The sequence below is a fragment of the Proteus hauseri genome (assembly GCF_040139125.1).
Taxonomy (GTDB): Bacteria; Pseudomonadota; Gammaproteobacteria; order Enterobacterales; family Enterobacteriaceae; genus Proteus; species Proteus hauseri_B.
This window is the reverse complement of the sequence record NZ_JBEEUB010000013.1, coordinates 1-24,405: the sequence shown is the minus strand read 5'-3', so window position 1 is coordinate 24,405 and position 24,405 is coordinate 1. Positions and strand designations below refer to the sequence as shown.

The 24,405-nt window shown below is 37.9% G+C and carries 33 protein-coding genes and 1 pseudogene; 10 read left to right on the top strand and 24 right to left on the bottom strand.

The annotated features are described in order from the left end of the window. The first annotated feature begins 35 nt into the window (after window positions 1–35). Window positions 36–464 carry a hypothetical protein gene (locus ABN099_RS17515; protein WP_135017217.1) on the top strand — a complete coding sequence of 143 codons (429 nt, stop codon included), beginning with the start codon at window positions 36–38 and terminating at the stop codon, window positions 462–464. 51 nt (window positions 465–515) lie between these two features. On the opposite strand, the gene ABN099_RS17510 is transcribed toward ABN099_RS17515, so the two are convergent. From ABN099_RS17510 to ABN099_RS17465, 10 genes are all read right to left on the bottom strand, one after another. Beyond that, window positions 516–830 (bottom strand): hypothetical protein, encoded by a 315-nt coding sequence (locus tag ABN099_RS17510; protein ID WP_099660715.1) that lies wholly within the window; start codon window positions 828–830, stop codon window positions 516–518. Window positions 831–877: 47 nt separating this feature from the next. Beyond that, a complete protein-coding gene (locus tag ABN099_RS17505; RefSeq protein WP_135017216.1) occupies window positions 878–1,435 on the bottom strand; it encodes a hypothetical protein in 558 nt (185 codons plus the stop codon). 57 nt (window positions 1,436–1,492) lie between these two features. Then, a complete protein-coding gene (locus ABN099_RS17500; protein ID WP_135017215.1) occupies window positions 1,493–2,455 on the bottom strand; it encodes a hypothetical protein in 963 nt (320 codons plus the stop codon). Window positions 2,456–2,544: 89 nt separating this feature from the next. Beyond that, a complete protein-coding gene (locus ABN099_RS17495; protein ID WP_135017214.1) occupies window positions 2,545–3,480 on the bottom strand; it encodes a restriction endonuclease in 936 nt (311 codons plus the stop codon). Window positions 3,481–3,497: 17 nt separating this feature from the next. Next, window positions 3,498–4,067: a GDSL-type esterase/lipase family protein gene (locus tag ABN099_RS17490; protein WP_072070780.1), complete on the bottom strand. Its 570-nt coding sequence runs from the start codon at window positions 4,065–4,067 to the stop codon at window positions 3,498–3,500. Continuing rightward, window positions 4,054–4,311, bottom strand: a complete 258-nt coding sequence (locus ABN099_RS17485; protein ID WP_159242425.1) for a hypothetical protein — start codon at window positions 4,309–4,311, stop codon at window positions 4,054–4,056. Before ABN099_RS17485 ends, ABN099_RS17490 begins: the two co-directional genes overlap by 14 nt. A gap of 79 nt (window positions 4,312–4,390) precedes the next feature. Further along, window positions 4,391–5,140 carry a signal peptidase I gene (gene lepB / locus ABN099_RS17480; RefSeq protein ID WP_135017212.1) on the bottom strand — a complete coding sequence of 250 codons (750 nt, stop codon included), beginning with the start codon at window positions 5,138–5,140 and terminating at the stop codon, window positions 4,391–4,393. A gap of 492 nt (window positions 5,141–5,632) precedes the next feature. After that, window positions 5,633–6,640, bottom strand: a complete 1,008-nt coding sequence (locus ABN099_RS17475; RefSeq protein WP_135017211.1) for a hypothetical protein — start codon at window positions 6,638–6,640, stop codon at window positions 5,633–5,635. A 20-nt stretch (window positions 6,641–6,660) separates the two neighbouring features. Then, window positions 6,661–7,476, bottom strand: coding sequence for a DUF4365 domain-containing protein (locus tag ABN099_RS17470; protein ID WP_135017210.1), 816 nt, complete (start codon window positions 7,474–7,476; stop codon window positions 6,661–6,663). A gap of 15 nt (window positions 7,477–7,491) precedes the next feature. Then, window positions 7,492–8,511 (bottom strand): tyrosine-type recombinase/integrase, encoded by a 1,020-nt coding sequence (locus tag ABN099_RS17465; RefSeq protein WP_135017209.1) that lies wholly within the window; start codon window positions 8,509–8,511, stop codon window positions 7,492–7,494. Window positions 8,512–8,738: 227 nt separating this feature from the next. Here ABN099_RS17465 and ABN099_RS17460 point away from each other — a divergent pair, with 227 nt between their 5' ends. From ABN099_RS17460 to ABN099_RS17445, 4 genes are all read left to right on the top strand, one after another. Further along, on the top strand, window positions 8,739–9,008 hold the full coding sequence (locus tag ABN099_RS17460; protein ID WP_135017208.1) for a hypothetical protein: 270 nt from the start codon (window positions 8,739–8,741) through the stop codon (window positions 9,006–9,008). A 38-nt stretch (window positions 9,009–9,046) separates the two neighbouring features. Further along, window positions 9,047–9,301, top strand: coding sequence for a hypothetical protein (locus tag ABN099_RS17455; RefSeq protein WP_135017207.1), 255 nt, complete (start codon window positions 9,047–9,049; stop codon window positions 9,299–9,301). Window positions 9,302–9,395: 94 nt separating this feature from the next. Next, window positions 9,396–9,854 (top strand): hypothetical protein, encoded by a 459-nt coding sequence (locus ABN099_RS17450; RefSeq protein WP_135017206.1) that lies wholly within the window; start codon window positions 9,396–9,398, stop codon window positions 9,852–9,854. 319 nt (window positions 9,855–10,173) lie between these two features. Further along, the gene (locus tag ABN099_RS17445) at window positions 10,174–10,317 is read left to right on the top strand and encodes a Hok/Gef family protein (protein WP_071547955.1); all 144 of its coding nucleotides are present in this window, start codon (window positions 10,174–10,176) and stop codon (window positions 10,315–10,317) included. A gap of 86 nt (window positions 10,318–10,403) precedes the next feature. Here the strand turns inward: ABN099_RS17445 and ABN099_RS17440 are convergent, their stop codons facing one another. Genes ABN099_RS17440 through ABN099_RS17430 form a run of 3 tightly spaced genes read right to left on the bottom strand, consistent with a single transcriptional unit; the run spans window position 10,404 to window position 11,368 of the window. Next, window positions 10,404–10,784 carry a hypothetical protein gene (locus ABN099_RS17440; RefSeq protein ID WP_135017205.1) on the bottom strand — a complete coding sequence of 127 codons (381 nt, stop codon included), beginning with the start codon at window positions 10,782–10,784 and terminating at the stop codon, window positions 10,404–10,406. 6 nt (window positions 10,785–10,790) lie between these two features. Continuing rightward, window positions 10,791–11,123, bottom strand: a complete 333-nt coding sequence (gene mazF, locus ABN099_RS17435) for an endoribonuclease MazF (RefSeq protein ID WP_023159957.1) — start codon at window positions 11,121–11,123, stop codon at window positions 10,791–10,793. Further along, window positions 11,123–11,368 carry an AbrB/MazE/SpoVT family DNA-binding domain-containing protein gene (locus ABN099_RS17430; protein ID WP_135017204.1) on the bottom strand — a complete coding sequence of 82 codons (246 nt, stop codon included), beginning with the start codon at window positions 11,366–11,368 and terminating at the stop codon, window positions 11,123–11,125. The genes mazF and ABN099_RS17430 overlap by 1 nt, the downstream gene beginning before the upstream one ends. Window positions 11,369–11,565: 197 nt before the next feature. Between ABN099_RS17430 and ABN099_RS17425 the strand changes: the two genes are divergently transcribed. From ABN099_RS17425 to ABN099_RS17415, 3 genes are all read left to right on the top strand, one after another. Then, window positions 11,566–12,051: a helix-turn-helix domain-containing protein gene (locus ABN099_RS17425; RefSeq protein WP_135017203.1), complete on the top strand. Its 486-nt coding sequence runs from the start codon at window positions 11,566–11,568 to the stop codon at window positions 12,049–12,051. 280 nt (window positions 12,052–12,331) lie between these two features. Continuing rightward, entirely contained in the window at window positions 12,332–12,955 is a 624-nt protein-coding gene (locus tag ABN099_RS17420; RefSeq protein ID WP_135017202.1) for an AAA family ATPase, read from the top strand. Between the two features lie 92 nt (window positions 12,956–13,047). Then, a complete protein-coding gene (locus ABN099_RS17415; RefSeq protein WP_135017201.1) occupies window positions 13,048–13,275 on the top strand; it encodes a plasmid partition protein ParG in 228 nt (75 codons plus the stop codon). Between the two features lie 97 nt (window positions 13,276–13,372). On the opposite strand, the gene ABN099_RS17410 is transcribed toward ABN099_RS17415, so the two are convergent. The 7 genes from ABN099_RS17410 to umuC form a co-directional block, all read right to left on the bottom strand. Continuing rightward, on the bottom strand, window positions 13,373–13,741 hold the full coding sequence (locus ABN099_RS17410; RefSeq protein ID WP_135017200.1) for a hypothetical protein: 369 nt from the start codon (window positions 13,739–13,741) through the stop codon (window positions 13,373–13,375). 340 nt (window positions 13,742–14,081) lie between these two features. Then, the gene (locus ABN099_RS17405; protein WP_135017199.1) at window positions 14,082–15,152 is read right to left on the bottom strand and encodes an AcrVA2 family anti-CRISPR protein; all 1,071 of its coding nucleotides are present in this window, start codon (window positions 15,150–15,152) and stop codon (window positions 14,082–14,084) included. 36 nt (window positions 15,153–15,188) lie between these two features. Next, complete coding sequence (locus ABN099_RS17400; RefSeq protein ID WP_048607656.1) at window positions 15,189–15,581, bottom strand: hypothetical protein; 393 nt, start codon at window positions 15,579–15,581, stop codon at window positions 15,189–15,191. Between the two features lie 8 nt (window positions 15,582–15,589). Further along, window positions 15,590–16,012 (bottom strand): hypothetical protein, encoded by a 423-nt coding sequence (locus tag ABN099_RS17395; protein ID WP_048607658.1) that lies wholly within the window; start codon window positions 16,010–16,012, stop codon window positions 15,590–15,592. Next, the gene (locus tag ABN099_RS17390) at window positions 16,005–16,349 is read right to left on the bottom strand and encodes a single-stranded DNA-binding protein (protein ID WP_023159966.1); all 345 of its coding nucleotides are present in this window, start codon (window positions 16,347–16,349) and stop codon (window positions 16,005–16,007) included. Before ABN099_RS17390 ends, ABN099_RS17395 begins: the two co-directional genes overlap by 8 nt. A 2-nt stretch (window positions 16,350–16,351) precedes the next feature. Next, window positions 16,352–17,398: a ParB/RepB/Spo0J family partition protein gene (locus ABN099_RS17385; protein ID WP_135017198.1), complete on the bottom strand. Its 1,047-nt coding sequence runs from the start codon at window positions 17,396–17,398 to the stop codon at window positions 16,352–16,354. 479 nt (window positions 17,399–17,877) lie between these two features. Beyond that, window positions 17,878–19,050 (bottom strand): translesion error-prone DNA polymerase V subunit UmuC, encoded by a 1,173-nt coding sequence (gene umuC, locus ABN099_RS17380; RefSeq protein WP_135017197.1) that lies wholly within the window; start codon window positions 19,048–19,050, stop codon window positions 17,878–17,880. A gap of 696 nt (window positions 19,051–19,746) precedes the next feature. Here umuC and dfrA1 point away from each other — a divergent pair. Next, window positions 19,747–20,220: a trimethoprim-resistant dihydrofolate reductase DfrA1 gene (dfrA1, locus tag ABN099_RS17375; RefSeq protein WP_000777554.1), complete on the top strand. Its 474-nt coding sequence runs from the start codon at window positions 19,747–19,749 to the stop codon at window positions 20,218–20,220. Window positions 20,221–20,338: 118 nt separating this feature from the next. Beyond that, window positions 20,339–20,773, top strand: a complete 435-nt coding sequence (locus tag ABN099_RS17370) for a hypothetical protein (RefSeq protein WP_135017174.1) — start codon at window positions 20,339–20,341, stop codon at window positions 20,771–20,773. 274 nt (window positions 20,774–21,047) lie between these two features. Here the strand turns inward: ABN099_RS17370 and ABN099_RS17365 are convergent, their stop codons facing one another. The 4 genes and pseudogenes from ABN099_RS17365 to ABN099_RS17350 all read right to left on the bottom strand — a co-directional run bounded on the left by ABN099_RS17365 (window position 21,048) and on the right by ABN099_RS17350 (window position 24,220). After that, window positions 21,048–21,488 carry a hypothetical protein gene (locus ABN099_RS17365; protein WP_011264070.1) on the bottom strand — a complete coding sequence of 147 codons (441 nt, stop codon included), beginning with the start codon at window positions 21,486–21,488 and terminating at the stop codon, window positions 21,048–21,050. A 1-nt stretch (window position 21,489) separates the two neighbouring features. Beyond that, window positions 21,490–22,023: a hypothetical protein gene (locus ABN099_RS17360; RefSeq protein WP_245220353.1), complete on the bottom strand. Its 534-nt coding sequence runs from the start codon at window positions 22,021–22,023 to the stop codon at window positions 21,490–21,492. A gap of 78 nt (window positions 22,024–22,101) precedes the next feature. Next, a pseudogene (locus tag ABN099_RS17355) lies at window positions 22,102–22,938 on the bottom strand (Tn3 family transposase); the annotation flags it as partial. A gap of 277 nt (window positions 22,939–23,215) precedes the next feature. Continuing rightward, complete coding sequence (locus tag ABN099_RS17350; protein ID WP_000427623.1) at window positions 23,216–24,220, bottom strand: IS110-like element IS4321 family transposase; 1,005 nt, start codon at window positions 24,218–24,220, stop codon at window positions 23,216–23,218. Window positions 24,221–24,405 lie beyond the last annotated feature (185 nt).

Genomic DNA, 24,405 nt, shown 5'->3' with positions numbered 1-24,405 from the left:
ACCATAGCGAATTAATACTAATAAAGGAGAGTATTATGTCAAAAGCAAAGAAATCAAACCTTATTCAAATTCTACGGTGTTTTGAACAAGATGAGGTGCAAGTTAATCGTGAATTGGCTAATTTAACATTTAGACCGGCTATTGCAGTATTTTTTATATTTCTGCTAGTTTTATCTATTAAGTTTGAGATAAGTTTGTTTTTGTCTTTTCCTTTGTCAATTCTGGCTGGATACATTATTTATAGAGTATACGGAGTAAGAGTTGCAAATAATAAAACTGAATATTTAGACCAACTACTTACTAATTACACGCCAAAGGATCAAGAGGCTTATGAATTATTAAAAGAAGCAGTCAGGAAAAATCCAGAAGAATTTTACACCCTCCTAGGTGAGTTTATACAGCATGAAAAGAATCTGCTTATAAAAGTTAAAGATAAGAATGTGGATTTTAAATTTACAAAGTAAATAATTACATGCAGATATATTACACATATCTGCATGTAATCTCACGAGTAGTTATTGTATATATCCAGTTAGGCAGGGTAAGTAATTTTCGTTATAATTAATCATTCTGTCTTGGTTTACTTTTCTACTTGTTGATATTTTGCAAATATCTACATCTCGCCCCGAATTAATTGCTATTTCTGCGGCTTTTGATATTTCCTCTCTTGAGTTCCAATATAGTAAGTTAATATTTTTCTTGGGTGGAAAAGCACTCCAACGACCATTTGTGTTCAAGTATCTGTCTAACATTCTACCTGAATTTGCATGTTCGTTTTCGATGCCTTTATGTGAAGCAGGGGTAAGTAAGTAATATTCTAAATCTGGCATGATTAACTCTTATATGGTTTATATTTCGCTCGTGAATATGGTCATATCTATTCGTTTATTAGGATTGAAGTTAATTTGTGTTTAATAAAAAAATTCAAAATAATCCTATCATATCCTAGGTAATCACACGTGTGATAATTTGCTAAGTAAGCCGCTTCAGTCATTGTGATCCCATTGGGGTTTTGTTCTAAACCTAAAATTCGCCTCATAGCCTCTGATTCAGCCCCTCTCATTAGTGTAAACACTTCATCAGAGCAACGATGTTCTGGAAGTAATTCCTTCGTAATTTTCAAGGGATTTACGCCTGCATGGTAATTTGCTGTTTTGTCTCTCTCGATTAGGTTAATTTCTCGGTTTCCGTCGCGAAAATCAATTAAAGGGTCTATGACGGTATGAGCCTTTGTCTCGATCCATGAGTATTGCAAAATGCTGTTTGTGTAAGCTAAATCTGTCTCCGGAGTGTGGACCAGTTCTTGCTTATAGATACCAATCACAGCCTCGCCCTCGATGTATCCCTTTTTTAATAATTGTCGGCATAATAGATATGAATATGGGTACATCTGAATATCGTCAGCTATTGTTCTCAGACTCGTGTATTTTTCCATTTTGAATCCAAAAAAGCCCCAAAAAGGGGCTGTAAGGTAGTTTGGGAGAGTTAACGATCACTTATTGGTTGTGTTTGCGCTTACTTTTTCATAATGAATAGAATCAGTTCTTTCATCAGGGTTTTTCGCACTAAGTAATATAAATGTATAATTTTGTTTACCATGAGTGATGAATAAGTCTGTGCCGCCCCACACTTCAGAACTTGGCTTTTTCGATAAGAGCAAAATGTTATTTGGTAATAATTTGATGTCGAAATGATCGTCATGGTCTGAGCCATTGATGAAGTAATTGAGCTCTTTAACGGCTTCGGATTGTGCAGGTAGGAAAATTTTCACTGCAAAATTACGGTAGAGATAGACTTTAGTTTGTGAATTTGGCGCGTATGGGATCGTTAATTGCTTCCCTACATAGTCGAGGTTTTGGTCATTTTCAAGGCGTTTGTTTCTTTCTTCCAATGCTGCATCAAATACGTTTTTAAAGTCTTGTTGCTGTGTTGGAGCCTGATTGCTGTAATACACATCACTGAGCTCCTGAGCTGCCGGTGCAGGTGGTTGACCTGTAAAGTTTGTACTTAATGCCTGAGTGTGTTCCACTACTGAAGTAGCTGCTTCGCTAACATGCTCAAGCATGTCATTAATGCTTTGTTCGCTATCTGATGGATTCTGTATTTCTGTTACGTCAGAATGCTCCTGTACTGCTTCTGAGAGCGTCTTAGCAACATCACCTGTAACAGAGTCGAATTTAACCTCTGATGCTGGAGAATCGGTTTTAGCCACGTTCTCGGCACTGTTCGATTCTGGTTCTGCCTCTTTGGGATTGTTAAAAACAGGAATAGAGGTTTCAACGTCACTATAATAATTAACATCAATTTCTGTCGTGTCTGTTGCTGGTTTGAGTAAAACAAATGCTGCTATTGCACCTGCTGAAACTGCAACTGCAATCATGGATTTTTTATTCAGAAGAAAACCAAGTCCTTTTTTACTTTCATTTTTTTTAGTATTGGAAGAAACATCCGTCATTTTGAGCCTCAATAATCTGTGTTACGTGTATCTGCTATATGTTATAGAATTACGCCCTACGAATAGGGCGCAATGGTTCTAAAAGCGGATTACTTTCTTAACAGCAATAATTTATCGGCTATCATTTTTCCATCCATGAGTGTCAGACGGTCGGATGTTCTGTGACTGTATAGAACTGCATCGTTAGAAAACTTACCTGATGTGACTAGAAATACATGCTTAAATTCGGGTTCTGCTTCTAGTACACCAACCATTTCACGGGCGATAGCAACACCTACATTGTCAGATTTCCAGTGTTTGCATTGCGCGAAAACTTTGATTCCATCACGTTCCATAATGATATCCTTTCCACCATCTGGACCATAATTAGTGACAGTAGCTCTGTACCCAAGGCTGTTGAATAACTCTCTTATAAATTCCTCAAATTCTCGCCATGATAGTTCGCGGATAAATTGCAATGCATCTTCATGATAGGTAGCATTAAAAAGTACCTTTTTAAACATAGTTTGTTGTTTATAACGAAAATAGACACTTGCTGAATAAGCCACGAGCAGGAATGCAACGCATGAGCGTAATATATGGAATGTATAATATGTACAAACTGGGATATTCCTCAGAGAGAATAATTTATTCGCACTGCTTTTCCCGAAAATATCAGCATATGCTGTTTTTATATCTCCCCATATCAGTTGTATGATTTTCGTTGTTATCACATGGTCATAACGAAGAAAAAATACAGTTATTGTGGTAACAGCAATTATCACTAATGCAACTTGAGGGTTTAATAGAGGGGCATTTCTTTTGATTCCCACTGAAGCCCATTCAGGTTTCTTTTTCTTGTGTAACCGCAATATTTTGCTGCTAGGTGACAATATATAAACAGCAAATAAAGGTATTACTAAAGTTAAAACTCTCGCAATAGAATCAAATCTAAGAAATACCAGAGTGGTCATATAGAATATAAAAGCAATATTCATATTAGTTACATAGGGATTTCGTTTCTTAAATCTACGCTTTCTTCTCATTACAACATTCCAATTTACTAAAATAGTAGCTGTGTCACAGTAAGTAAGGCTCCGTTCGGAGTGATATGTATTCCATCCTTTGTGCGAACTGTTGTCCCATCTATGACATCCTTGTATGTTTCACCAAGAACCGTTCGTGTATCTACGGTGGTGATCCCCTCTATCTGCGAAGCCGTCATTATGGCTTGCCGAGTGTTATCTAATAGTCTGTTTTTGGCGGGGTCTTTAAGGGTTGGAGGAAGTAACCAGATCACATTTTGGTTTCTGGCTTTTATGGTTTGGATAAAATGCCGAACTTTAGAGGTGTACTTTTCTTTTTCTGATATTTGAACATGGTCGTTAGTACCGAGAATCACATAAACGGTATCGTATTTTTCAAAACTGAATTGCTCTGCGTATCTCTGCCAATCAAGGATCTTCTTTGTGGATAATCCGCTACCTACTTTGTATCGAGCATCAACAGCTTGGATTGTGCTGTACCCTTTAGCTATCTCATAGGTAAGTGAATCTCCTATAAAAACAGGTTTGCTGTATGACATAGAAGAAAATAAAAGGGAGCTGATTACTGAGATTTTATAAATATTCATTGCAACCCATATCAGTTATAAGCCAAATCTCACTACTTTGACTTGTGTTCTTTTTAAGCAATATCGAGCATGGTATAGATGCCATATCAATTTTTATTAATGTGTTGCCACTCCCCTTCACCTCATAGAGTTGCTTTATTTCGTTGGATTCAAGACCAGTAATCTCTCTTGCCAGTACATAGGTATCAGCTACTCTGTCGAAGCCACCAGAACTGACATGCTTATCTTGTGCGGCTTGCGTCACAAGATGCTCGTGTGTAGTGATCGCCCCTGTGGTAGAACCACAAGAGGACAAGAAAAAGCAAACTAATGCGATACAGCTTCTATTTATCCCCATCATTCCCCTCTGCCGTTTGAGCTTCAGAAATTACTTTTAAGCTATTCTCCCCTATATCAAAATCTCTTTTCATAAACTCAAGTGTAAAAGCCGTGGCTAAATACCGGCTTATCAAAAGTTCCTTTTTAACAAGCCCTCGCAAATGCCGTGGAGTTCCAACCGCATTTTCAAAAAACCGAGAATCCCATGAGTGATCCCTGTTATCGCCAAGAACAAAAACATATCCATCAGGGATTACCCATTGTGTATAAATTGGCTTAACGAATGGTTTACGGTTATCAATGACGTACTCATATTGTTGCGCATTACGTTCCTGAAGCGCCTGATAGGTACTCGTATGGTCATTATGAAGGTTTAGCTGCCCGATCATCCTTCCGTTGATCTGGACCGACTTATCATCGGTATAAGTGACAGTATCGCCAGCCAATCCGATAATGCGTTTTACATAAATGAATGAAGGGAATGCAGGAGCTCGGAAAATCACGATATCCCCACGCATCAATTGCTCTTTTTGCGCATCAACCGGCTTTGCAAAAATGAGATCACCAGCTTTCAATGTCGGTGCCATAGAGGATGTAGGGATAATGTAATAGTCCAATAGGTAGGATTTAACGGACCATACAATAAGTGAAATTATTACCAAACTGACAGTATAAAAACTAGGCTTACGTTTACGATATACGAGGTAAAGAATTCGTAGGATAAGTGCAATAATAAGGGTACTTATGAAGTTCATGACCTTCAGCCTTCAGAAATCAAAAAGGCAATGTACCCGTTATGTAGTATCTTTTTTCTTAGTAAACAGTCATAAAAGTATCACTTTCTATTTTGGTGGTGCATGGTTATGGCTCTCAAATATCCATAAAACCATAACATATTAAAGTGGCTACTTATTTTTAAAGGCAAAAAATAACATATAGTGTCACTGGAAAAAACAAGATGTCCTATCTTATTATTAACTGTTTTAAAGCTGATTGAATCAATATGATTTTTAGAGTGTTCAAAATAGATACGATAGCAATATACATAAATTGTAAGAAGAAAGAATGATGCGAATACCTTAGATAATTCAATTAACGGAATTGATTCAACAAAATCACCTACTAATGCAATTAAAGCAGTTAATATTAATACTGAAATATCAATTATATTTCTTTTTCGAATTAACATATATGCTGGATATACACAAATGACGGTTAAAAAAATGATCCAAATGAATGTAGTGTATTTATTCTTCATTAGACCACCATTCAGGAGCTGCTAATGAATCCTCTGAAACTTTCCAACCAAAGTTAATCAACATTTTCTTTATATTATAAGGTTTATCCATAAAATAACTCATGTGGATTTTATTGTTCCTTGTGAGCTGCCCTGCCCTAACTGAAGTAATACCAATGTAGGTTGTTAAATCTGACAGTGTATACCCCAAATACGTGACATCTGACAATTCGTCGATGCTCTTATTTTCATGAATAGTGTTTAGGATACCCTCTAATTCAGTTTTAACAAACATATACAATTGTCTGCTGTCACTACCGGTTATTTCTTTCCTTTCATCGTAGTGGCTATTATGAACATTCTCATTATCTTTGTTATTTTCAAGCCACCAATTAGGCGCAGATAAATTATTGTTGGTAACAACCCATCCATGATTAATAAGAACAAGCGCATTATTAAATGTATACTTTGAAAGTTTCAATTCATTAACTTCAGACAAAAAGATTGCTTGTTTATCAATGCATTCTAAAATACCAAGATCTATTAACATTGCGGTAATAGATGATTGATTTCTATGTATTTTATCTGCGATTGAGCTTAGGTTCATCTTGTTTTGTATCATGGAGATAACTGTATGAATTTCTTCATTAACCCATACTGTTTCATTACGATTCAAATCGTTAGTGTTGCTCATAGGGAATTGATCATTACTTACCCACCACTTGGGGGCTTTAAGAGATTCCTCCCTGTTTGATAACTCATATATCCAACCAAGTTCTAATAATTTAGGAATAAATGATGAATGAGGAATGAGGTGATTTAAATTAGTATTCCTAGCCGTAGATATCTTATTATCCTTATAGTTTATTTCACACAACCCCATGTTCAATAATTTTGAGAGGACATCATTTACACTACGTCCGGTAAATCTGCATATCTTTTCGATGAAAAACGGCTCATTAATGGTTCCGAATAGTTTTGTTATTTCAGATAATGTCCATACCGTTAGATTTCGCATGTTTATTTCACTTGATGTAATTAAAATGGGAATAAACCGTAATTTTCACAGCCTAGTTCTTCTCTTGATTCTGTTGATATAATAATTTGTTTCAATTCGCTCAATAATTTTAATTGTTCAGTAATTACGTTCCTGTTTTCATTGTCAATAATATTTGTATTTGCAATTTCTTCAAATGCATCTTTCATATTGAAAATACTCATTCTTTCGATATCCACACAAGTATTAGATGCTAGATAATTAATTAACCAATTTAATTTTACTAATTTATAACAGTAAATAACACAAGTATGACCCACTCCAAATTCACCAGATAAAACATTTCTAGCGTGAAACACTAGTTCTTCATATACTTTTAGAAATGCTAAACTTTGTGACGTTGCGCGGTGATTCGTTAATAGTTCATTTACTTTTTCAATATTCGAGGATAGATCATTTTCTTCAGGGAATGTGATTGTCACTGATTCTTGTTGCTGCCATTTTTGATTTTTATTATTAAGGTGTATTTCCACATACTTTTGTAACCATATGTATTTAGTTTCATTTGATGGTATGGATGTGTAAAATATAAAAAAAGGAACGTTAAATAATAATGCGTATTTTATTGTTTTAACAGGAAAACTTAGTTTTACAGTTTCATCAAATGAACTGACAGTTCCTTTAGATTGTACAAAAAAACAATCACCCGTTGGATTACTGTTTTCAAATATTTCAATCATGAAGTCTGTCCCATAGTCACGTTCATCAATTGAACGTAACACCCACTTATCGCTAGGTATCTGGTTATTAACAATTTTTTTTGCTTCTGTTTCGGTAATGTGCGTTTCAGATCTCATTTTTCCATCCTATCATTAGTATATAAGATTCCTTGCAGCAGCTTCTAAGCGTGTTACACCTCGTTTGTCATACCGCTGTGTGGTTGCTACGCTACTGTGCCCCATAGCCTCCCTGACAGTTAACAGGTCCTCACCAAGCTCTAACAGTTTTGTTCCATATGTTCGGCGGCAGTCATGGGGTGTAAATGACTCAGAATTTGAATCTTTTACTAATTTTTCAATAATATATCGTAAACCATCTGTGGTTATTCTATCGCATGTTACATCATCATTTTTACGTATACGGGTGAAAATTGCACCGGCATGATCCCCTCTGACGGTTTCTATCCACATGCGAGTACGCCGTACAGTATCATTTGGCATGAAATTTGTTCTTTCTTTATTACCCTTTCCCATGATTTTTACGGCATTATTATCAAAATTGATATCATCAATATCTAATAAAGTAACTTCTGCACGCCGTAAACCACACCCGAGCATTAACGAAACAATCGCAGCATCACGTATCGAAACAGCGGAATTTAGGCTGTCAAGATACTGATAAATCGCAATTATTTCGCTACTACTCAGTGATCTACCTCTGCCAATGCGATTACCACGGATGCGCCTGACGGTGCGAATATCCTGATAGGTATCACTGTCGATGATCCGTGATGCTCTGGCTTCTTCAGCAACGCCTTTAATGGCACTCAGAACCAAGTTGATACTATTTGGGGTCTTTTTCTCCAGTAGCAATTTTTGGAGTACCAACTGGACAGAATCCCGATCCATCATGGACCAATCAAAGGTGAACGGGTCGGTAGACCGAAATAATTTGACCACCGATACAAGGCAGGAGCGCATTGTCTTTTGACTCTGCTTGGAACGCAGCCGTAACAAATAACTGGTCGCTGGATTGTGGGTGTTTTTCGTCATGTTATTGACATCAACAATACTTGTTACACCGTCACGTAATATTAACTCTCCCATCTGTACCCTCTTGGTGTAGAAAATTTGTCTCAAAATAATGGTTGATTCTGGTGCGTCAATCAGCAATACCCGCCAGAAATCAGTAAGGATTTTAAGTTACTACATTAAATACATATTTAACCGAGTAAAGGGTAGCACAGGTCTTTATCATCGAATAGCTAAAATATCGGTATTTGTACGCATTAAAAGGCTTGCAATCTTTAAATTGTTGTATAATGAAATTACGTTGTAAGTTCATAAAACAAATAATGATTTTTACATTACTAATTACCTAAATGTTTAGGAGAGGGATAATGTCAGCGGTAAATGACTTGGGCTTTGGTTTGGTTATGACATTTTGGATCTGTCTAGCATTCGTCATGTTATTAGTTTACATATTCAAATCCGATTTTAATAAGAAAGCCGTGAAAGATGGAAAGCGATATAGCCAGTTAAAGATTTACCGAACCATCGAGCGAGATTACAAAATTCTCTACGTGCTAGGTGATGAAAGTTACAGTATTGAAGTAGATAAGGATTATTACGATGCGGCTATTGATAGATATAATCAGTCGATGAAGTGATATTCTTGTAAACTCTACAATTAATTAAAGAGGTTGTGATGACTTTGAAAAAACTAGAAATGGTAATCAGTCTTGCATTTTCAATAATGATTTTTGTTTTATTTGGTATGTTTCTATTTGAAGGTTCAATTCGATTAAATGGATTTTTCTTTGTTGTATTATATATTCTAGCTGGTGCAAATATCTTTTTTATTACCTATAACCGAAATGGACCAACAAGTAAAATCATTGCTTACTCAGTTGCTTCAATTTTGTTGTTAATTCTGATTTTTGCTTTGATATTCGTTCTTTAAATTTCTACAAGTTCATCATAAGTTACTAAATTTAATGTATTTGTGTTTTTTAGTTTAACTCAGGAATATATTTGCAATTCAGAGAGAGATATACATGATTAAAAAAATCTTTCGGTTTATAATTGGGGACAGATTTATCCAATTGAAAAATATAGATAAAAATGATTTTAATCGAATTTCAGATTTTGAGTCAGTAGAGTGGCGAGTCAGAGTTATCCAAAATGGGGGGATTTATAAAAGGGATTGGCTGAAACGCCTTGATAATGAAAGGAAAGGAATAAAAACAAAACCGAAAATTAAACCTGAAAAGATTAAAATATCAAGGAAAGATTACGAGATAATATCTAAAATCACAGATACAGGATTTGTGTTTTTAAATCTTCAGGCAACGGAAAAAATAGGTAGACTATCTGATGTTGATAGGATTCTGTTAGACCATCTTTCAAATGAAATTAAAATGGAGTTATTAAATTCAAAATTAAGTCTTACTAACCTCGATGAAATTGAATATCTACATTTGGCTGTTTTTTTAGATAATGTGGTAATTCAATAAAATATTTTTCCTTAGCAACTGTTGTTAATTATAGAGTGGTTTGTTTGCTATATTGATAGTAATAACCATTTTTTTGGATAAATTCTTTATTAAGAAAGTAAAAAACATAATTAAAATATAGTATTATAATTTTCAATTAACAGTATGTCTCTTAATAATAATCTGCTAATATCGTCTTGGGTGCTTGAATCATTTTGGTTCGAGCATTGCTAAGAGCCAAAAAGACGAAAGCCCCGAATCAGGAATAACCCTTAATTCGAGGCAGTCTACAAACTTCGCAATTTGATTCTGTCTCCTTTTACTCAAGGAGTCAAGAGAAATGAGCAAATTTGCCCTGATAGGGCTGATTGCTGTGTGCATCACAGTTCTGTGCTTCTCATTGTTAATGCGTGATCGCTTATGTTCACTCAATTTTACAAGCGGAGGCACAGTGGTTCAAGCAACGCTATCTTGTGATAAGTAATGTTGCTCTTGTGGGGGGAAACCCCCACATTTTCTCTTTTACAGATTACGATGGGTTGGTGATACAAGCACCCTTTTTTCGGTTAGCTATGGTTCACTCTTTTTGCTATCAATCATACCACTTTCGTTGAATAGATAGATAAGCCAGTATATTAGATATAATGCTGTTGTAATCATGCCTATATTGATCATCAATAATCCGAATCGAGGTGTATTATTAATATCAAACAGTAAATCATCCCTGATAAAATAGCTAGAGAGTAAAAATACAACTGATATACCAGAATAACCAAATGCCAATTTGAATAGTCTTGATTTCGATTTAGCGAAAATCATTATTAAAATAATTAAAAGCAAAACATAATCATTTACAGAGAAAATAACATCTAAAATAGAACTTAATGATGATATAGCATTATCTAAAGGAGTTTGATTACTTGTTGCTGTGTGTAGTGTTTCGTTTTCCATACATATCTATCCTATTAACGCCTTTGCTTTAGCTTTAATCTCTGCCAGTTCTGATGCCTCCACTTTACCCTTTTTAGTAACCTTACGAGCTCTCCAGTCAACACAAGTAACCTGATCAGCTAATGCGTAGCTGTCTCTTTCGTTCGAGAGCTCGCATTCAAATGGATAGCCTTTGCCTTTAGTTGTACATGGAACGCAAAGTAAGAGTCCAACTTTATTATTATATGCAAATGGACTGAGGACAACAGCAGGACGATGACCGCCCTGCTCATGTCCTTCAACTGGATCAAAGTCTATCCAGATCAAATCGCCAGAATCAGGCACGTATCGAGATACCATTATATTAATTCCTCACCTGCACGAGCTCCGAAGTCTGCTTTCTCATGAATATTTTCCTGTGTGATACCGGCTAACAAGTTATCCAATGAGTATTCTATCGCTTTAACCGGTGTAATGATGATGCGACCTTCTTCTACGGCTATCTCAACCGTATCATCAACACGAAGTGCTGCTTTCTGCATGATTGCAACAGGAAGTCGCACTGACGGGCTATTGCCCCATTTTTTTACTGTAACCTGAGCCATTTATCACCTCATTTGACCTAACTCCGAGTTTCAACAATAGCATCTTCATTTAAATGTATCAACATTGTTGATTGTGAATTGCATTCATTGAATGCAATATTGATTGACAAATGCATTCAATGAATGCAATCTAGACTAAAAGCTATACAACCCTGTTCATTGCCATAATATTAAATTCACTACAAATGACGTCGATAATGACTAACTTAATACAATACACTAGAGATAAACTTGGTTTCACAACCTCTGAATTTGCAAGACAATTGGGTGTTTCAAGAATAACGGTAGATCAATGGGTCCGACAAATAAGGGAACCACCAGCCGTTGCTGTAACAGCAATGAAGCTGTTGCTATTCGTCCACTCCATTGATCAACACCATGAATTAAGAATATTTTTAAACTATATGGACAATCAAATGAATCTTACTATTTTGATAAATGCTGTTAATGAAGCCGATTCTTTATCTGCTTTAGCTTCCGCTTTAAATGAACTGGAAACTTTTATTCGACAATCAGAAAACGAGAATTTAAACAGCATTGATGATGTCTTAAAAAGCTCAGAGCTAAAGTTATTTGGCGGTAATGACCCTGAAATTTTGGGTGCTTATAGTTGGGATGATACTGGTATTTTGTTTTATGAGAATGGTGAATGGTGTATCACTCCTCGTTCTGACTTCAACTGATGGATCATAACCCCTTTGTTGGTTGTTGTATTTCCTCTTTGCACTCATTCCATTGATTACATAGTTTCAATCAAATCCAATCAGAATATACACATATACACATATACACATATACACATAAGTGTATGCGTGTATATGTATCGTAATTTCTGTCATCAGTGAAATCAGTTATGTGTTTATGTGTATTAGCGCATACACACATAAACACAAATACACATTGATTATTTTTTGGCTTACTTAGATAATGAAAAAATCACAAACACACATATGAGGGTTTCCGGTGAAGGTTATTTCTTTTTTAAATCCGAAAGGCGGGTCTGGAAAAACAACAACAGTCATAAACGTTGCCACTGCAATGAAGAAAGCAGGTCATTTGATTGCGGTTGTAGATACAGATCCTCAAATGAGCCTTTCAAACTGGTCTAAAGAAGGGAGCTGTGATTACGATGTTTTCACCGCCGCCAGTGAGAAAGATGTTTATAGCATCCGTAAGGATCTAAATGATTATGATTTTGTCATTGTAGATGGTGCTGGTTCGCTCTCTGTCATTACGTCAGCAGCGGTTATGGTCAGTGATTTAGTTATAATTCCAGTTACGCCAAGTCCACTTGACTTTTCCGCAGCCGGTAGTGTTACATCGGTCCTTGAAGCTCAAGCGTACAGCCGCAAAGTAGAAGCTAGATTTCTGATCACTCGTAAAATTGACCAAACGTCGATGTTGCAAGTTTTAAAAGACAATCTCAAAGATACTGGATTGCCTTCTTTTAAAACAGCCATTTCTCAACGGCAAAGCTATATCAAATCTATTCTAGAAGGTAAGAGTATTTTTGAAACTAATGATGGAAATGCAAAAGGTGAGATTGAAATACTAACCAAAGAAATTTTGAAGATTTTTGAATCATAATGTGTGTTTACACATAAATGCGTATGTGTAATTACACATAAACACAAAAACACATACACACATACGTGTTTTGATATTAAAAGAGATCCTTTATGGCACTTAAAAAAGTAAACGAGTCTGCAAATCCACCGAAGATGAAGTTCGGTGAAAACAGAGATTTAGATAAAATTCTTGAAAAAAGCACAAAAACCAAACGCATAAATGTGGATCTTGACGAAGATACTCAAATTCGATTCAAAGCTGCATGTGTCAAACGAAACACCACAATGAAAGATGTAATATCTGATTATGTTCATCAGTGGCTGAAGGAAAATGAATAGGTAGTGATTTTATAGGGATGATATTTCATCCCTTTTAATTGCACTTTTATCTCAATTTCACCATGTAACATTCAAAACAAAAGTGTCTCTCTCTCAATTATTCGAGCCAATCTGGTAGTTTTGGCAATGGTTGTTTTTTCCACGGCTCTTGCTCTCCAAGATCCCAAACTTCAGTGTTGTATGTCCCTGTTCCACCAAAATCAAGGCTTGGTCGTAACTGCGATATGTAGCAGTATGCGAGAAAGCCGTTCTCTCTCTTGCGTACCAATTCAGTCCAACCGACCGCGTATATATCTTGCAGATATGCTTCCCAAGCAAACAGTACACCTGTATTGCTCCAATGTTCTAACTCAGGATAAAACCTTTTTATTTCCTTTATAAAATCAATCACGTCACTATTGAATTCATTATCTGGACATGGATTGCTCGGGTTTCGTTGGAACGTTTCTTCATTAAAAACAAACATGATCCGGTCCTCTACTCTTACTGGCAGTGTTTTTGCCCTTTATTATTGTACCTGTGATTCAATTTTTCATTTAGATATTAGGCTAATTGGCTATAAAACCTAAAACATTTTATATGTGTAAATACACATTCACACATACGTGTTTATGTGATTAACCCCACACAAAGACACATTAACACATATACACATACGTGTTTATGTGTATAATTAGTTTTGCCATACTTTATATGATTATAATAAGTACCAACACTAGGGTTATAACGCCACATTGTGGCGTTTTTTTTTGAGGATGAGACTGAAGATAAAATATAGAATTTTGATACCAAAAACTTTACATCGGTTACATGCTATTTTCTGGGTTTATGAATGTAGCTGGTAACCATTTCAGGAGGAAATTCTTTCCTTCACCAGTACCTACCCAATACCCATGCCAGTGAGCTCGCCTAATGTGTGGGCGCATAGTCCCTAGTACATGGGTACTTCTCAGGTTTTCATTGAATGCTCGAATACTATCACCTACATTGGCACCGATAATGGTTCTTTTTATTTTTTTAGCCTCAAATAACCGCTCTTTCCCTTTGGTTTTTTTGATGTTTTTATCAGAGACTGTTGGATTTGTGCTGTTCGGTATATCTACAAAATCTTTAATAAAATAGGTTGTTATAGGTATAGCCAACTTAAACAACTCAACATATATATCTCTTAGCTCGCTTTTAATTCGATGGTCTGTGAGTTTTGCAGCATCATTAAATGAGTCAATAATATTATTGTGGTTTAAAGAAATATTGAAGCTGGAGGTGTTCTTGTTTGAAAATAAAAATGTGAATGCAACTGCATCAATTCCATCAAGATCAGTTAAGCTGACCCAAAATCCAATTATAGTGCAACCACATAAATCACCACTTGCTTTAACTATATATTTAAATCCAGTTAAAAACACAGACCATTCTGGTATTCGTTTAAAATACTCAGTCGGTATGTATTCTGGCAATGGTGAATTCATTAATTCACTAGCAAGATCTCTGTCCATTTCATAAACAGACTTTGTATATTTCCATGGGAGTATAGTAGGTACTGATGATGGCGGGATACCCCTATGGTCATAGTTATTCCTAAATAGTTTTATCCAGTCTATATTGCCATAATTATCTAACCCATTTTTTTCTATAAATTCTGTTACTGAAAGATACAACCTAGCGGTTACATCTTTTTGAATCAGACGCCAATTTTCATCGTTCATTAATTTAGTTACACATAAATGCATAACATGGTAAAACGGCATAAATATGTTTTTATTTTTGATGTTGTCAATGGCTTCTTGTTCACAGCTACCTAAATAGTCTTTATATTCTTTATTAAGAAGAACTATTTTTTCAAGGGCTATATTGATAGCTGTCGTGTTATCGTTCATTTACAATCCTTAATCTACCTTTTCTTTAATATGCTATTAGTGTCTGCTGTTGACCATTGGTTCTATTATTAAATTGGATTTTTCAAGCCAATTCATACTATTAGAACAATCCTTCTCATGACCAATGATTGTCAATACCTGTTTATAAGCATCATCATTCAACATGAATTTCAAACTATTCAGATAGCCATATAAAGGGTCCCTAACTATCACATCATCTGCCGTGACTGACTGCGCACATACCTGATAGCGGATATCTTTAATGTTTTGTACAACACTCATACAAGCTGGACAGTTGGCTTTGTATTTCTCTAAATCAGAATATCGCTGTCCTTCAATTCCTTCCATTGCAGAATAACCATTACCCAATGCTGGCACTGCGATCAGTGAAGCTATCAGAATGAAAGGTAAGGATATTGTAAGTTTCATTTTTATTCTTAGTTTAGGTTGTTCTGCTGTTCAGATAGTAGTTGCAACTCAGTCCACACCTCAGTTTCCGAAGCTTTTAAAACCTCATCCAATTGATCTGGTGTCGTTGCTTCTAACACGGCTTGTCGGTTCTCACCTCTTAACTTACCGGACATGATTTGTACACCTGACATGATCATAGAGTGATATAAGTTCTGACGTTCCTTTTCATCTGATGAAAATATGCTATCCAGCATCTCCAGAACCCCGTTATAGCGCATAATTTCACTTTCACTGCACTGTGACGTATTCATTAGGTGTTTGAGCTCGTGTAGCTTCTCACGCGCTTTAAATAGGGCATAGTTTAGAACTGTTTGATCTCGTTTCATTTCAGCCATCACATAATTAGGATTTTGAACGTTACAATTTGAAATTTGGTCTGCCTTAGCCATTCTGCTCTCCAGCATTTGTATTTTTACTATTAGGTAATACTCTAAACACACCTGTCTGGTAATTCATTATTATAGAACAGGAATTATTAGTCGGTTGTAGCCTTGCTTCGATGTAAACAAGTTGTCCTTTCTGACCAAAATTAGCTGCTATTTCTGCTATTTTTCCGTATGCACTAATGTTAAACCAATCTGTAATCGGGTTTCCTTTAGAGTCATGCCGGTTAATTGCAACAGAGAAGTAGGTCATAGCCTCACCGTTACGTTCTGAATACTTCAGATTATCTTTCGGGGACGAACCTAATCTTGCGATCAGTTGGACCTTGTTAAGTAATTCCATAGTTAAGCCTGAATCGCTTCAGTGTTAGATTCGGTTTCGTGCGGTTCGTTCTCATCATCATTAGATGCGGTTGATTCATCATTCGCAAATTTCTGAAGTACATCATTAAGCAGGGTCACAATTGTTACTGGCATTTCGACCGTTACTGTTTCATCATTTTCTTGAATATCAGCAACTTTGTCGTGAATTGTTGTGCGGATTTCACTTAATTGTGAAAACACAGAATGTATTTCTTTTTTTGAAAAAGGTACTTTCTTCGCTGAAGGTACAAATTTCCGCGTAACTTTATTTTTGCCGCTATCAGTTGCCTTTTGCAATCCGGCAATGATCACATCATATGCCTCTTGATTAGTTTCTTCACACTCAAGCAGTATTTCTATAGCTAAATCAGAAGTAATCAGGTTCTTCCTGACAAGATCAGTGATTCTGTAATCTGCTCGGAACAAGCGTAATAATCTGTTGATCGTAACAACACTTGTATTCGTATATCGTGCAACTTCCTTTTTATCCCATCCCATACTAAGTAAACGATGGAAACCATCAGCTTTTTCTAACGGAGCTAAAGGTTTTCCTTCTGAAGATGTCAGCATATTGACGATCTCAAGTTGCTGACTGCCTGAGAACTCCGTGACGTATACGCCCTTAATCGTACATCCTTCTTCCATTGCCATGCGTAGAGCGCAATATCTGTGGTGTCCATCAATAATCTGTAAGCGTGGCAGATTATCAACCGTTATAACTTTCACAACGATAGGTGGAACATAAACACCTGATACATATGAATTCTTGATTCGTCCAGCATGTTCAGTATCAATCTCCCGAAGATTGAAGCCTTCCTGTACGTACAGTAACTCAACGTTAACGCGATAAATATCACCACGCGAACACACCTTTTCCTCAAAGGCATCAGACATTTTGCGTAATGTTGAGATATTGTGCGCTTCAGTATTTTTCTTCAGAGTAGGGTAGGGTAGGTCATTGAGAAGTGCCTTGCTCATATTCGAATTTTGTTGACTGCTATTCGTTGAAATTGCTGCGTTAGTATTCATAGTCCTCGCCTTGTCATTGTGTAACTAGGTATTATTTTTATTCGACGTAAGGCTATCACACAGGATTTTCTATTTTCCTTAGTTACATAAGGAAAACGGCATCATTTCGATTTATGTGCATTGTTATCAATTAGATAAAGGAGCACAACTCCAGAGGGTAAAAGTGTTAAAGATAATCATATCAATGACATATCGCAACAATCATAAATTGATAATGATTGTTTCATTATCTTAATAATGTTCAGAAATATGAATATAATTCTAAACGAAAGACATTCTCAATTTAGGTATACTGGTTGAAGCAATATGCAGGATTGCGGTGAACCCTGCTGAATACGCTGGTGGATTATCGGCAGGTATATAACTGGAATTTGATACTTATGTCAGACTTCATCAATATAAAGCTCAAATACAACATCAACTTTACGATCTATAATATATAACTCTGTATCAGACATCGAGAACTGAAAGCATTTCCTCTAAATCTTTACTACGGGAAGATCTGATATTCTCGTAGTGTATGCCGGTGAAAGCATTTCTCGCTTCATGCGCCAGCTTGTGTCAATTCCCTTTCCAGCGAACCATATTTTGCTAACACCTCGATTATTTATATGGTCCAAGGTTTTCATCAATTGTTCACTTCCTTTGTAAGGTTTACTATCAGAAAATAAATTAAGTTGAGTAACTGATGGATCAGAAAAATCAGTGAGCATGATGCCAGCTTTATGATATTTAACCCCTGATTTCCAGATGGTCTTTAACAGACGCACTGCTGCATTGATTATGTCTCTTGTATCAGCACTTGGATATTCTAACCGTTCAGAATGGTGGTTGTAGTATTGAGTTCCGCTTGCGTAATGGCTGGTTTGGATAAAAACAGAGACAAAGGAACAGACTCGTTTTTCAGCTCGAAGTTTCTCTGCTGCTCTCTCTGAATACTCGCAGATAGCCTGATGCATATGCTCATAGAGCTCAATTTTTTTTCCAAATGAACGTGAACAAATGATTTGCTCTTTAGTTTTTGCTACTTCTTCAAGCTCGATGCAAGATTCACCGTTCAGCTCTCTCACAGTGCGTTCTACAACCACACCGAATGTTTTACGGATCATGGTTGTTTCAGCCCTAGCCAAATCAAGCGCTGTAACTATTCCCATAGCATTTAGCCGGTTACTTATTTTTCTACCCACACCCCATACTTCATTAACAGGCACAAGGGACATGAGCCTTTTCTGACGTGAAGTAGCACTCAAATCGACTACACCGCCTGTTTTGGTCCATGTTTTAGCAGCATGGTTTGCCAGTTTAGCCAGTGTTTTAGTTTGAGCAAAACCAACACCGACCGGTACATGAGCTATCTGCAAAATTCGTTGTTGTATCTTGCGACCGTAATCTTCTAACGGGAAATTTCTAAGCATACCGGTCATATCAAGGAATTGTTCGTCAATACTATATGTTTCTACTCGTGGGGCAAAACCTGATAGTGTGTCCATTACGCGGTTGCTGATGTCAGCATAAAGAGTGTAATTACTACTAAAAACCTGAATGTCATGCTTTTTGACCAGTGACTGAATCTCAAAGTATAGAGCCCCCATTTTGATCCCAAGCAACTTCACTTCCTTGGAACGTGCAATGACACAACCATCATTGTTCACCGTTACACGTTTTACACCCTAAAATGTTATGAAAAACCTTTCTGAACAAAGCCTGTAGCCTGATTTGTGTAATTCTCACCGATATGAAGCAATAAGTTGAGAATTTTTTAATATGGGGCTCATTAATTCTCAACAATTAAGTGTGGCATAACATTAATGTCTAAAACTTCTCAGTCTCGCATGCCAGATTGGTTCGTAGTCGTCGAGTGGTGATTGTGACAATAAAGATCGAAACTTATGCTTTATCAACATGGCTATCTTAGATAAGTGTGCCAACAAAGTTTGAAACACACTTTTGCCCCCAAACGAGTTGAGTCGTTGTCTGTGGCGAAGTCAAACGCAGACTTTCTCGCCTACAAATTTTCATTCATTTCACTCAAATGTTGTCTTTCGTTGAAAAGCCTAAACGATGGACGGGCATACAGTCATATTGCAATCATAACGAATTTTGTCCCAACTTCGTGCGCGTTTTCACATTTAAAAATAAATAAATATGATTAAAATCAGGTAATTACAAAAAACCTTAGGTTAGATAATAGGTTTGGGAAACGCGCATGCGCGTTTTTCCAGATGGTGAATTTAGCAAAATGCTGATAAGTTCATTACATACAAATAGTTAACTGTGCGCGTTTTCACTGGTCCAACGAGGTAAACGCGCATGCGCACTAATAAAATGTTAACCTCTGAGGAAGAATTGTGAAACTATCACTAATGGTAGCTATATCGAAGAATGGAGTTATCGGGAATGGCCCTGATATTCCATGGAGTGCCAAAGGTGAACAGCTCCTGTTTAAAGCTATTACCTATAACCAATGGCTGTTGGTTGGACGCAAGACTTTTGAATCAATGGGAGCATTACCCAACCGAAAGTATGCGGTCGTAACACGTTCAAGTTTTACATCTGACAATGAGAACGTATTGATCTTTCCATCAATTAAAGATGCTTTAACCAACCTAAAGAAAATAACGGATCATGTCATTGTTTCAGGTGGTGGGGAGATATACAAAAGCCTGATCGATCAAGTAGATACACTACATATATCTACAATAGACATCGAGCCGGAAGGTGATGTTTACTTTCCTGAAATCCCCAGCAATTTTAGGCCAGTTTTTACCCAAGACTTCGCCTCTAACATAAATTATAGTTACCAAATCTGGCAAAAGGGTTAACAAGTGGCAGCAACGGATTCGCAAACCTGTCACGCCTTTTGTACCAAAAGCCGCGCCAGGTTTGCGATCCGCTGTGCCAGGCGTTAGCTGTACAAAAAACCACACTTAAGGAGTAAAAATGTCGTCCACTTCACTATTTAGATTTGTATTAATTGCTGGGTTAATCTTCGCCATCGTTGGGGTTGTCGCTGGCATCAGTCTGTCGGACACCTTACCAACTATTTTGCAAGATTATTTGGCCCAGACGGAAGGTGAGGATATATCTAACGGCGAGGCAATATTCTTTCTGTTGGCTATGCTGGCAGTTTTGTTGTTATTACCAATATCTACCATTGGGTTATGGAAATTCAAGTCTTGGGCGAGAACTCTATACGTAGTTATTACCGTAGCATTTATTCCATTCTACCCAGCAATTGGCCCAGTAGTGATGAACGGCTGGGAGGCTATGTTCAGCGATATCGCTCTCATGTTAGAAGGTATTTTGTTGGCAATGATGTTTTCAGGCGAAGTAAGTCAGAAATTTAGTCCCTCAAAAGTTGCAGCAAGCAGCTAACAAAGCCAGTCAGTGGGACAGCCAAACCGCCGCTTCGCTCTGGTTTGTCTGCCCCTGCTGGCGGCGTTAACCCATAGATATTTTTATCCGAAGCAGACGAGTTAGAGTTAATGCTTTAACTCGAAATTGTCCAGAAACGTGTTTTATAAAATGGCAGTCCAAACACAAAAGAACCAGCCAAATGAACCCCGAAAAGTTTTAATCTTTAATGTAAAAGTTTCAGACATTGGTGTCAGAGTCACGATCTTATTGTCCACCGACATTAAGGCAATAGTTATTGAGAGATCTTCACAACATTTTGTACATTAAGTTGTTCTTGTAATTCATACAGCCTGAACATCAAAGAACTAATTTGTGTTTCTAATTCTTTGTTTATAGTTTTTAGATCATCTCGCTCTTGGCGGTATTGCTCTTTAAGTTTGACTTCTTTCTTCATTCTGGCTTTATGCTTTTCTTTCTCAGTTAGATTCTGCTTGTTTTGTAATAGTTTCGCTTTGACGGGATCGTAATTAGCGTTAAACGACTCAATGGCTGGGTTTGCTTCATTTTCAATAAAATCTTTAAATTTGTGTATGTAACTGTTACCAAGTCCAGCTTCGTTATTTATTTTATTAAGGGTTAATTTACCTGAAGGTGAAACATTTTGTGGCTTGCCCGAAATTAGGCGTTCTAAAGCTGCTCGCAATCTCGCTAATGCTTTTCCTGATTTTCTCATATTAACCTCTACTGGTTGCGATTATGCCTTTGATATTATCCTCAAAGGCTGTGACTTTAATTCCATGGTTGATAATCAATGACTCATTTATTTTTATCTTTTGCTTAACTCCGATAAGTATACTTTTCATCATAGGGTCGCCATTATTCAAATCTCGAAATGTATTTATTAGCCGCTTATTTTGACGTTGAGTTCTTTTGGCCTCCTTGTCTGTGATTATCTGATGTTCGCATGGTTTAATTTCAGCGGAGAACTCGCCAATACCACACACTCTACTGCAAGACGAATTAGTGCAGTATCCGCCTGTAGGTAGCTTGACAATAGAAAGCGTGCCATTGCGAACTAGGGACTCAATTTCAGTCCGCGTCATATATACCTTGTCTCCAGAGCGTAGTTTTTCAAACTTATCCTTGGCTATTCGTTCTCCACCTAGCCCACTTAGCGTTTCTGAATCGTTGTATATTTCATCAAACATATCGACTGCAATGTTAACCCCTTCTTCATGCAATAGTTGGATTAAGTCAGAGTCTAACAAGACATCTTCGAAGTACTGAAGTTGGGCGTTTTTGCCGTAATATTCGGGGTTCGAGGTTCAATCGTGTAAAAAACCACGTTAAGGCAATAATTCATTGTTTGAATTGAAATTTAATGGCCTCAACTCTCCCTTCAGAATATTTTCCGGCAGCGTGAACGTATAATGTCCCAGCATGTTGATATGACCGTACATCAGTGGCGACAGGCGTGAGATATGCTCGTCTTCCGGGATCTCACCAGCGCTGCGCAAATGTGATAGCGCTTCCTGCATATAAAGCGTGTTCCACAATACAACTGCGTTAGTGACAAGCCCCAGCGCACCCAGTTGATCCTCCTGCCCCTCACGGTAACGTTTTCTAATCTCACCACGTTGGCCGTAACAGATCGCCCTTGCCACGGCGTGACGGCCTTCTCCCCGGTTAAGCTGAGTCAGTATCCTGCGACGATATTCTTCATCATCAATGTAGTTGAGGAGGTACAGCGTCTTGTTGACCCGTCCCACCTCCATAATCGCCTGCGCCAGCCCTGACGGACGGGAACTTTTTAAAAGCGAGCCCACAAGTTCTGAGGCGTGGACTGTACCCAGCTTCAGAGAACCGGAAACCCTCATCATTTCATCCCATTGGGTTTCTATCTTTGACAGTTCAACGCATCCCCGCGCCAGCTCATCCAGTACCCCGTAGTTCGCATTTTTATCTGCACGCCAAAATACCGCCTCACCGGCATCTGCCAGGCGGGGCGAAAACTGGTAGCCCAGCAGCCAGAACAGGCCAAAGATAATGTCGCTGGACCCTCCAGTGTCCGTCATAATCTCCACCGGATTCAGCCCCGTCTGCTGCTCCAGAAGCCCTTCCAGCACAAAGATAGAGTCACGCAACGTACCGGGGATAACGATGCCGTGAAAGCCGGAATACTGGGGGTCGCCTCAGAAAACGGAATCTATGGTCACTCCCGTTTTTGCAACACCGATTTTGACGACAAGTTGGCTTGCTTGAATCTATCCGGCGTCTGAATGGGATTTTATTCCCGCGCCTTGATGAGTTCCGCGCCTGATGAACCTCCAGAAAATATACGGCTTCAATGAGCCTTTCCGTTTTACAGGTTCCTCAACAGGCCGGTGGGCCGTTAGTATCATCAATATCAGTATTCGCAAAACCAGATCAGTAATTCTTTAAACCGGTGTATTTCTGCCGTTATGCTACATAAGTTTGCTGTCGTGCCGTTAGGGCCCAGGCTATTCTGGCCAGCTTGTTTGCCAGAGCACAAGTGACGACAAAGTTGCTTTTCCGGCACAGTAAATCCCTGACCCAATCGGCCAATTTGCCAGACTGGTGTTCCAGTTTTTGTATGAATACCCTGGCACATTGAACCAACAAAGTTCGGATCTTTTTATTACCTCGCTTACTAATTCCCAGCAATGTCGTCCTACCTCCCGTGCTGTACTGCCGAGGTACAAGCCCTGTTGCCGCCGCAAAGTCACGGCTGCTGGCGTACTGCTTCCCGTCGCCAATCTCAGTTGAAATAGTACTCGCTGTCAGTGTTCCGACGCAGGGAATGCTCAGCAAGCGCTGTCCAACCTCATCTTCGTCCAACTTTCGTTTCAACTGGGATTCCAAATCTTTAATCTGCTCAACAAGATAGTGATAATGCTGTTGTAATTTCAGCAATAACTGGCTGAGGTAAAGAGGCAAACTATTATCCTCAAGAATGGTACTCAGTCGGCTAATAACGGCAGCTCCTCGGGGAACGCTAATGCCAAATTCCAGCAGAAAAGCATGCATTTGATTGGTTGTTTTTACCTTATCCTGAACCAGGGATTCACGGACACGATGCAGAGCCCGCATTGCCTGCTGAGATTCCGTTCTGGGCTGCACAAAACGCATAGACGGACGCGATGCAGCTTCACAAATAGCTTCGGCGTCGACAAAGTCGTTTTTATTGCTTTTAACGAACGGGCGGACAAATTGTGGTGATATCAGCTTTGGGGAATGCCCCAACTCTTCCAACTTGCGTGCCATAAAGTGAGAACCGCCACAGGCTTCCATTGCGATGGTTGTAGCGGGGCATGTCGCCAAAAATTCGATCAACTTTGGCCGGGTAAATTTTTTACGGTAAACAGCCTTCCCGCGACGATCCTGGCAATGAATATGGAAAGAGTTTTTACCCAGATCGATACCAATGAGCGCAATGTTTTCCATGATAGTTCTCCGAATGAAAGCCTGTCCTCAGCATAGTACCGGGAAGGAGGGAGTGACCATCTCATTAAATAAAGGGCACTGTTGCAAATAGTCGGTGGTGATAAACTTATCATCCCCTTTTGCTGATGGAGCTGCACATGAACCCATTCAAAGGCCGGCATTTTCAGCGTGACATCATTCTGTGG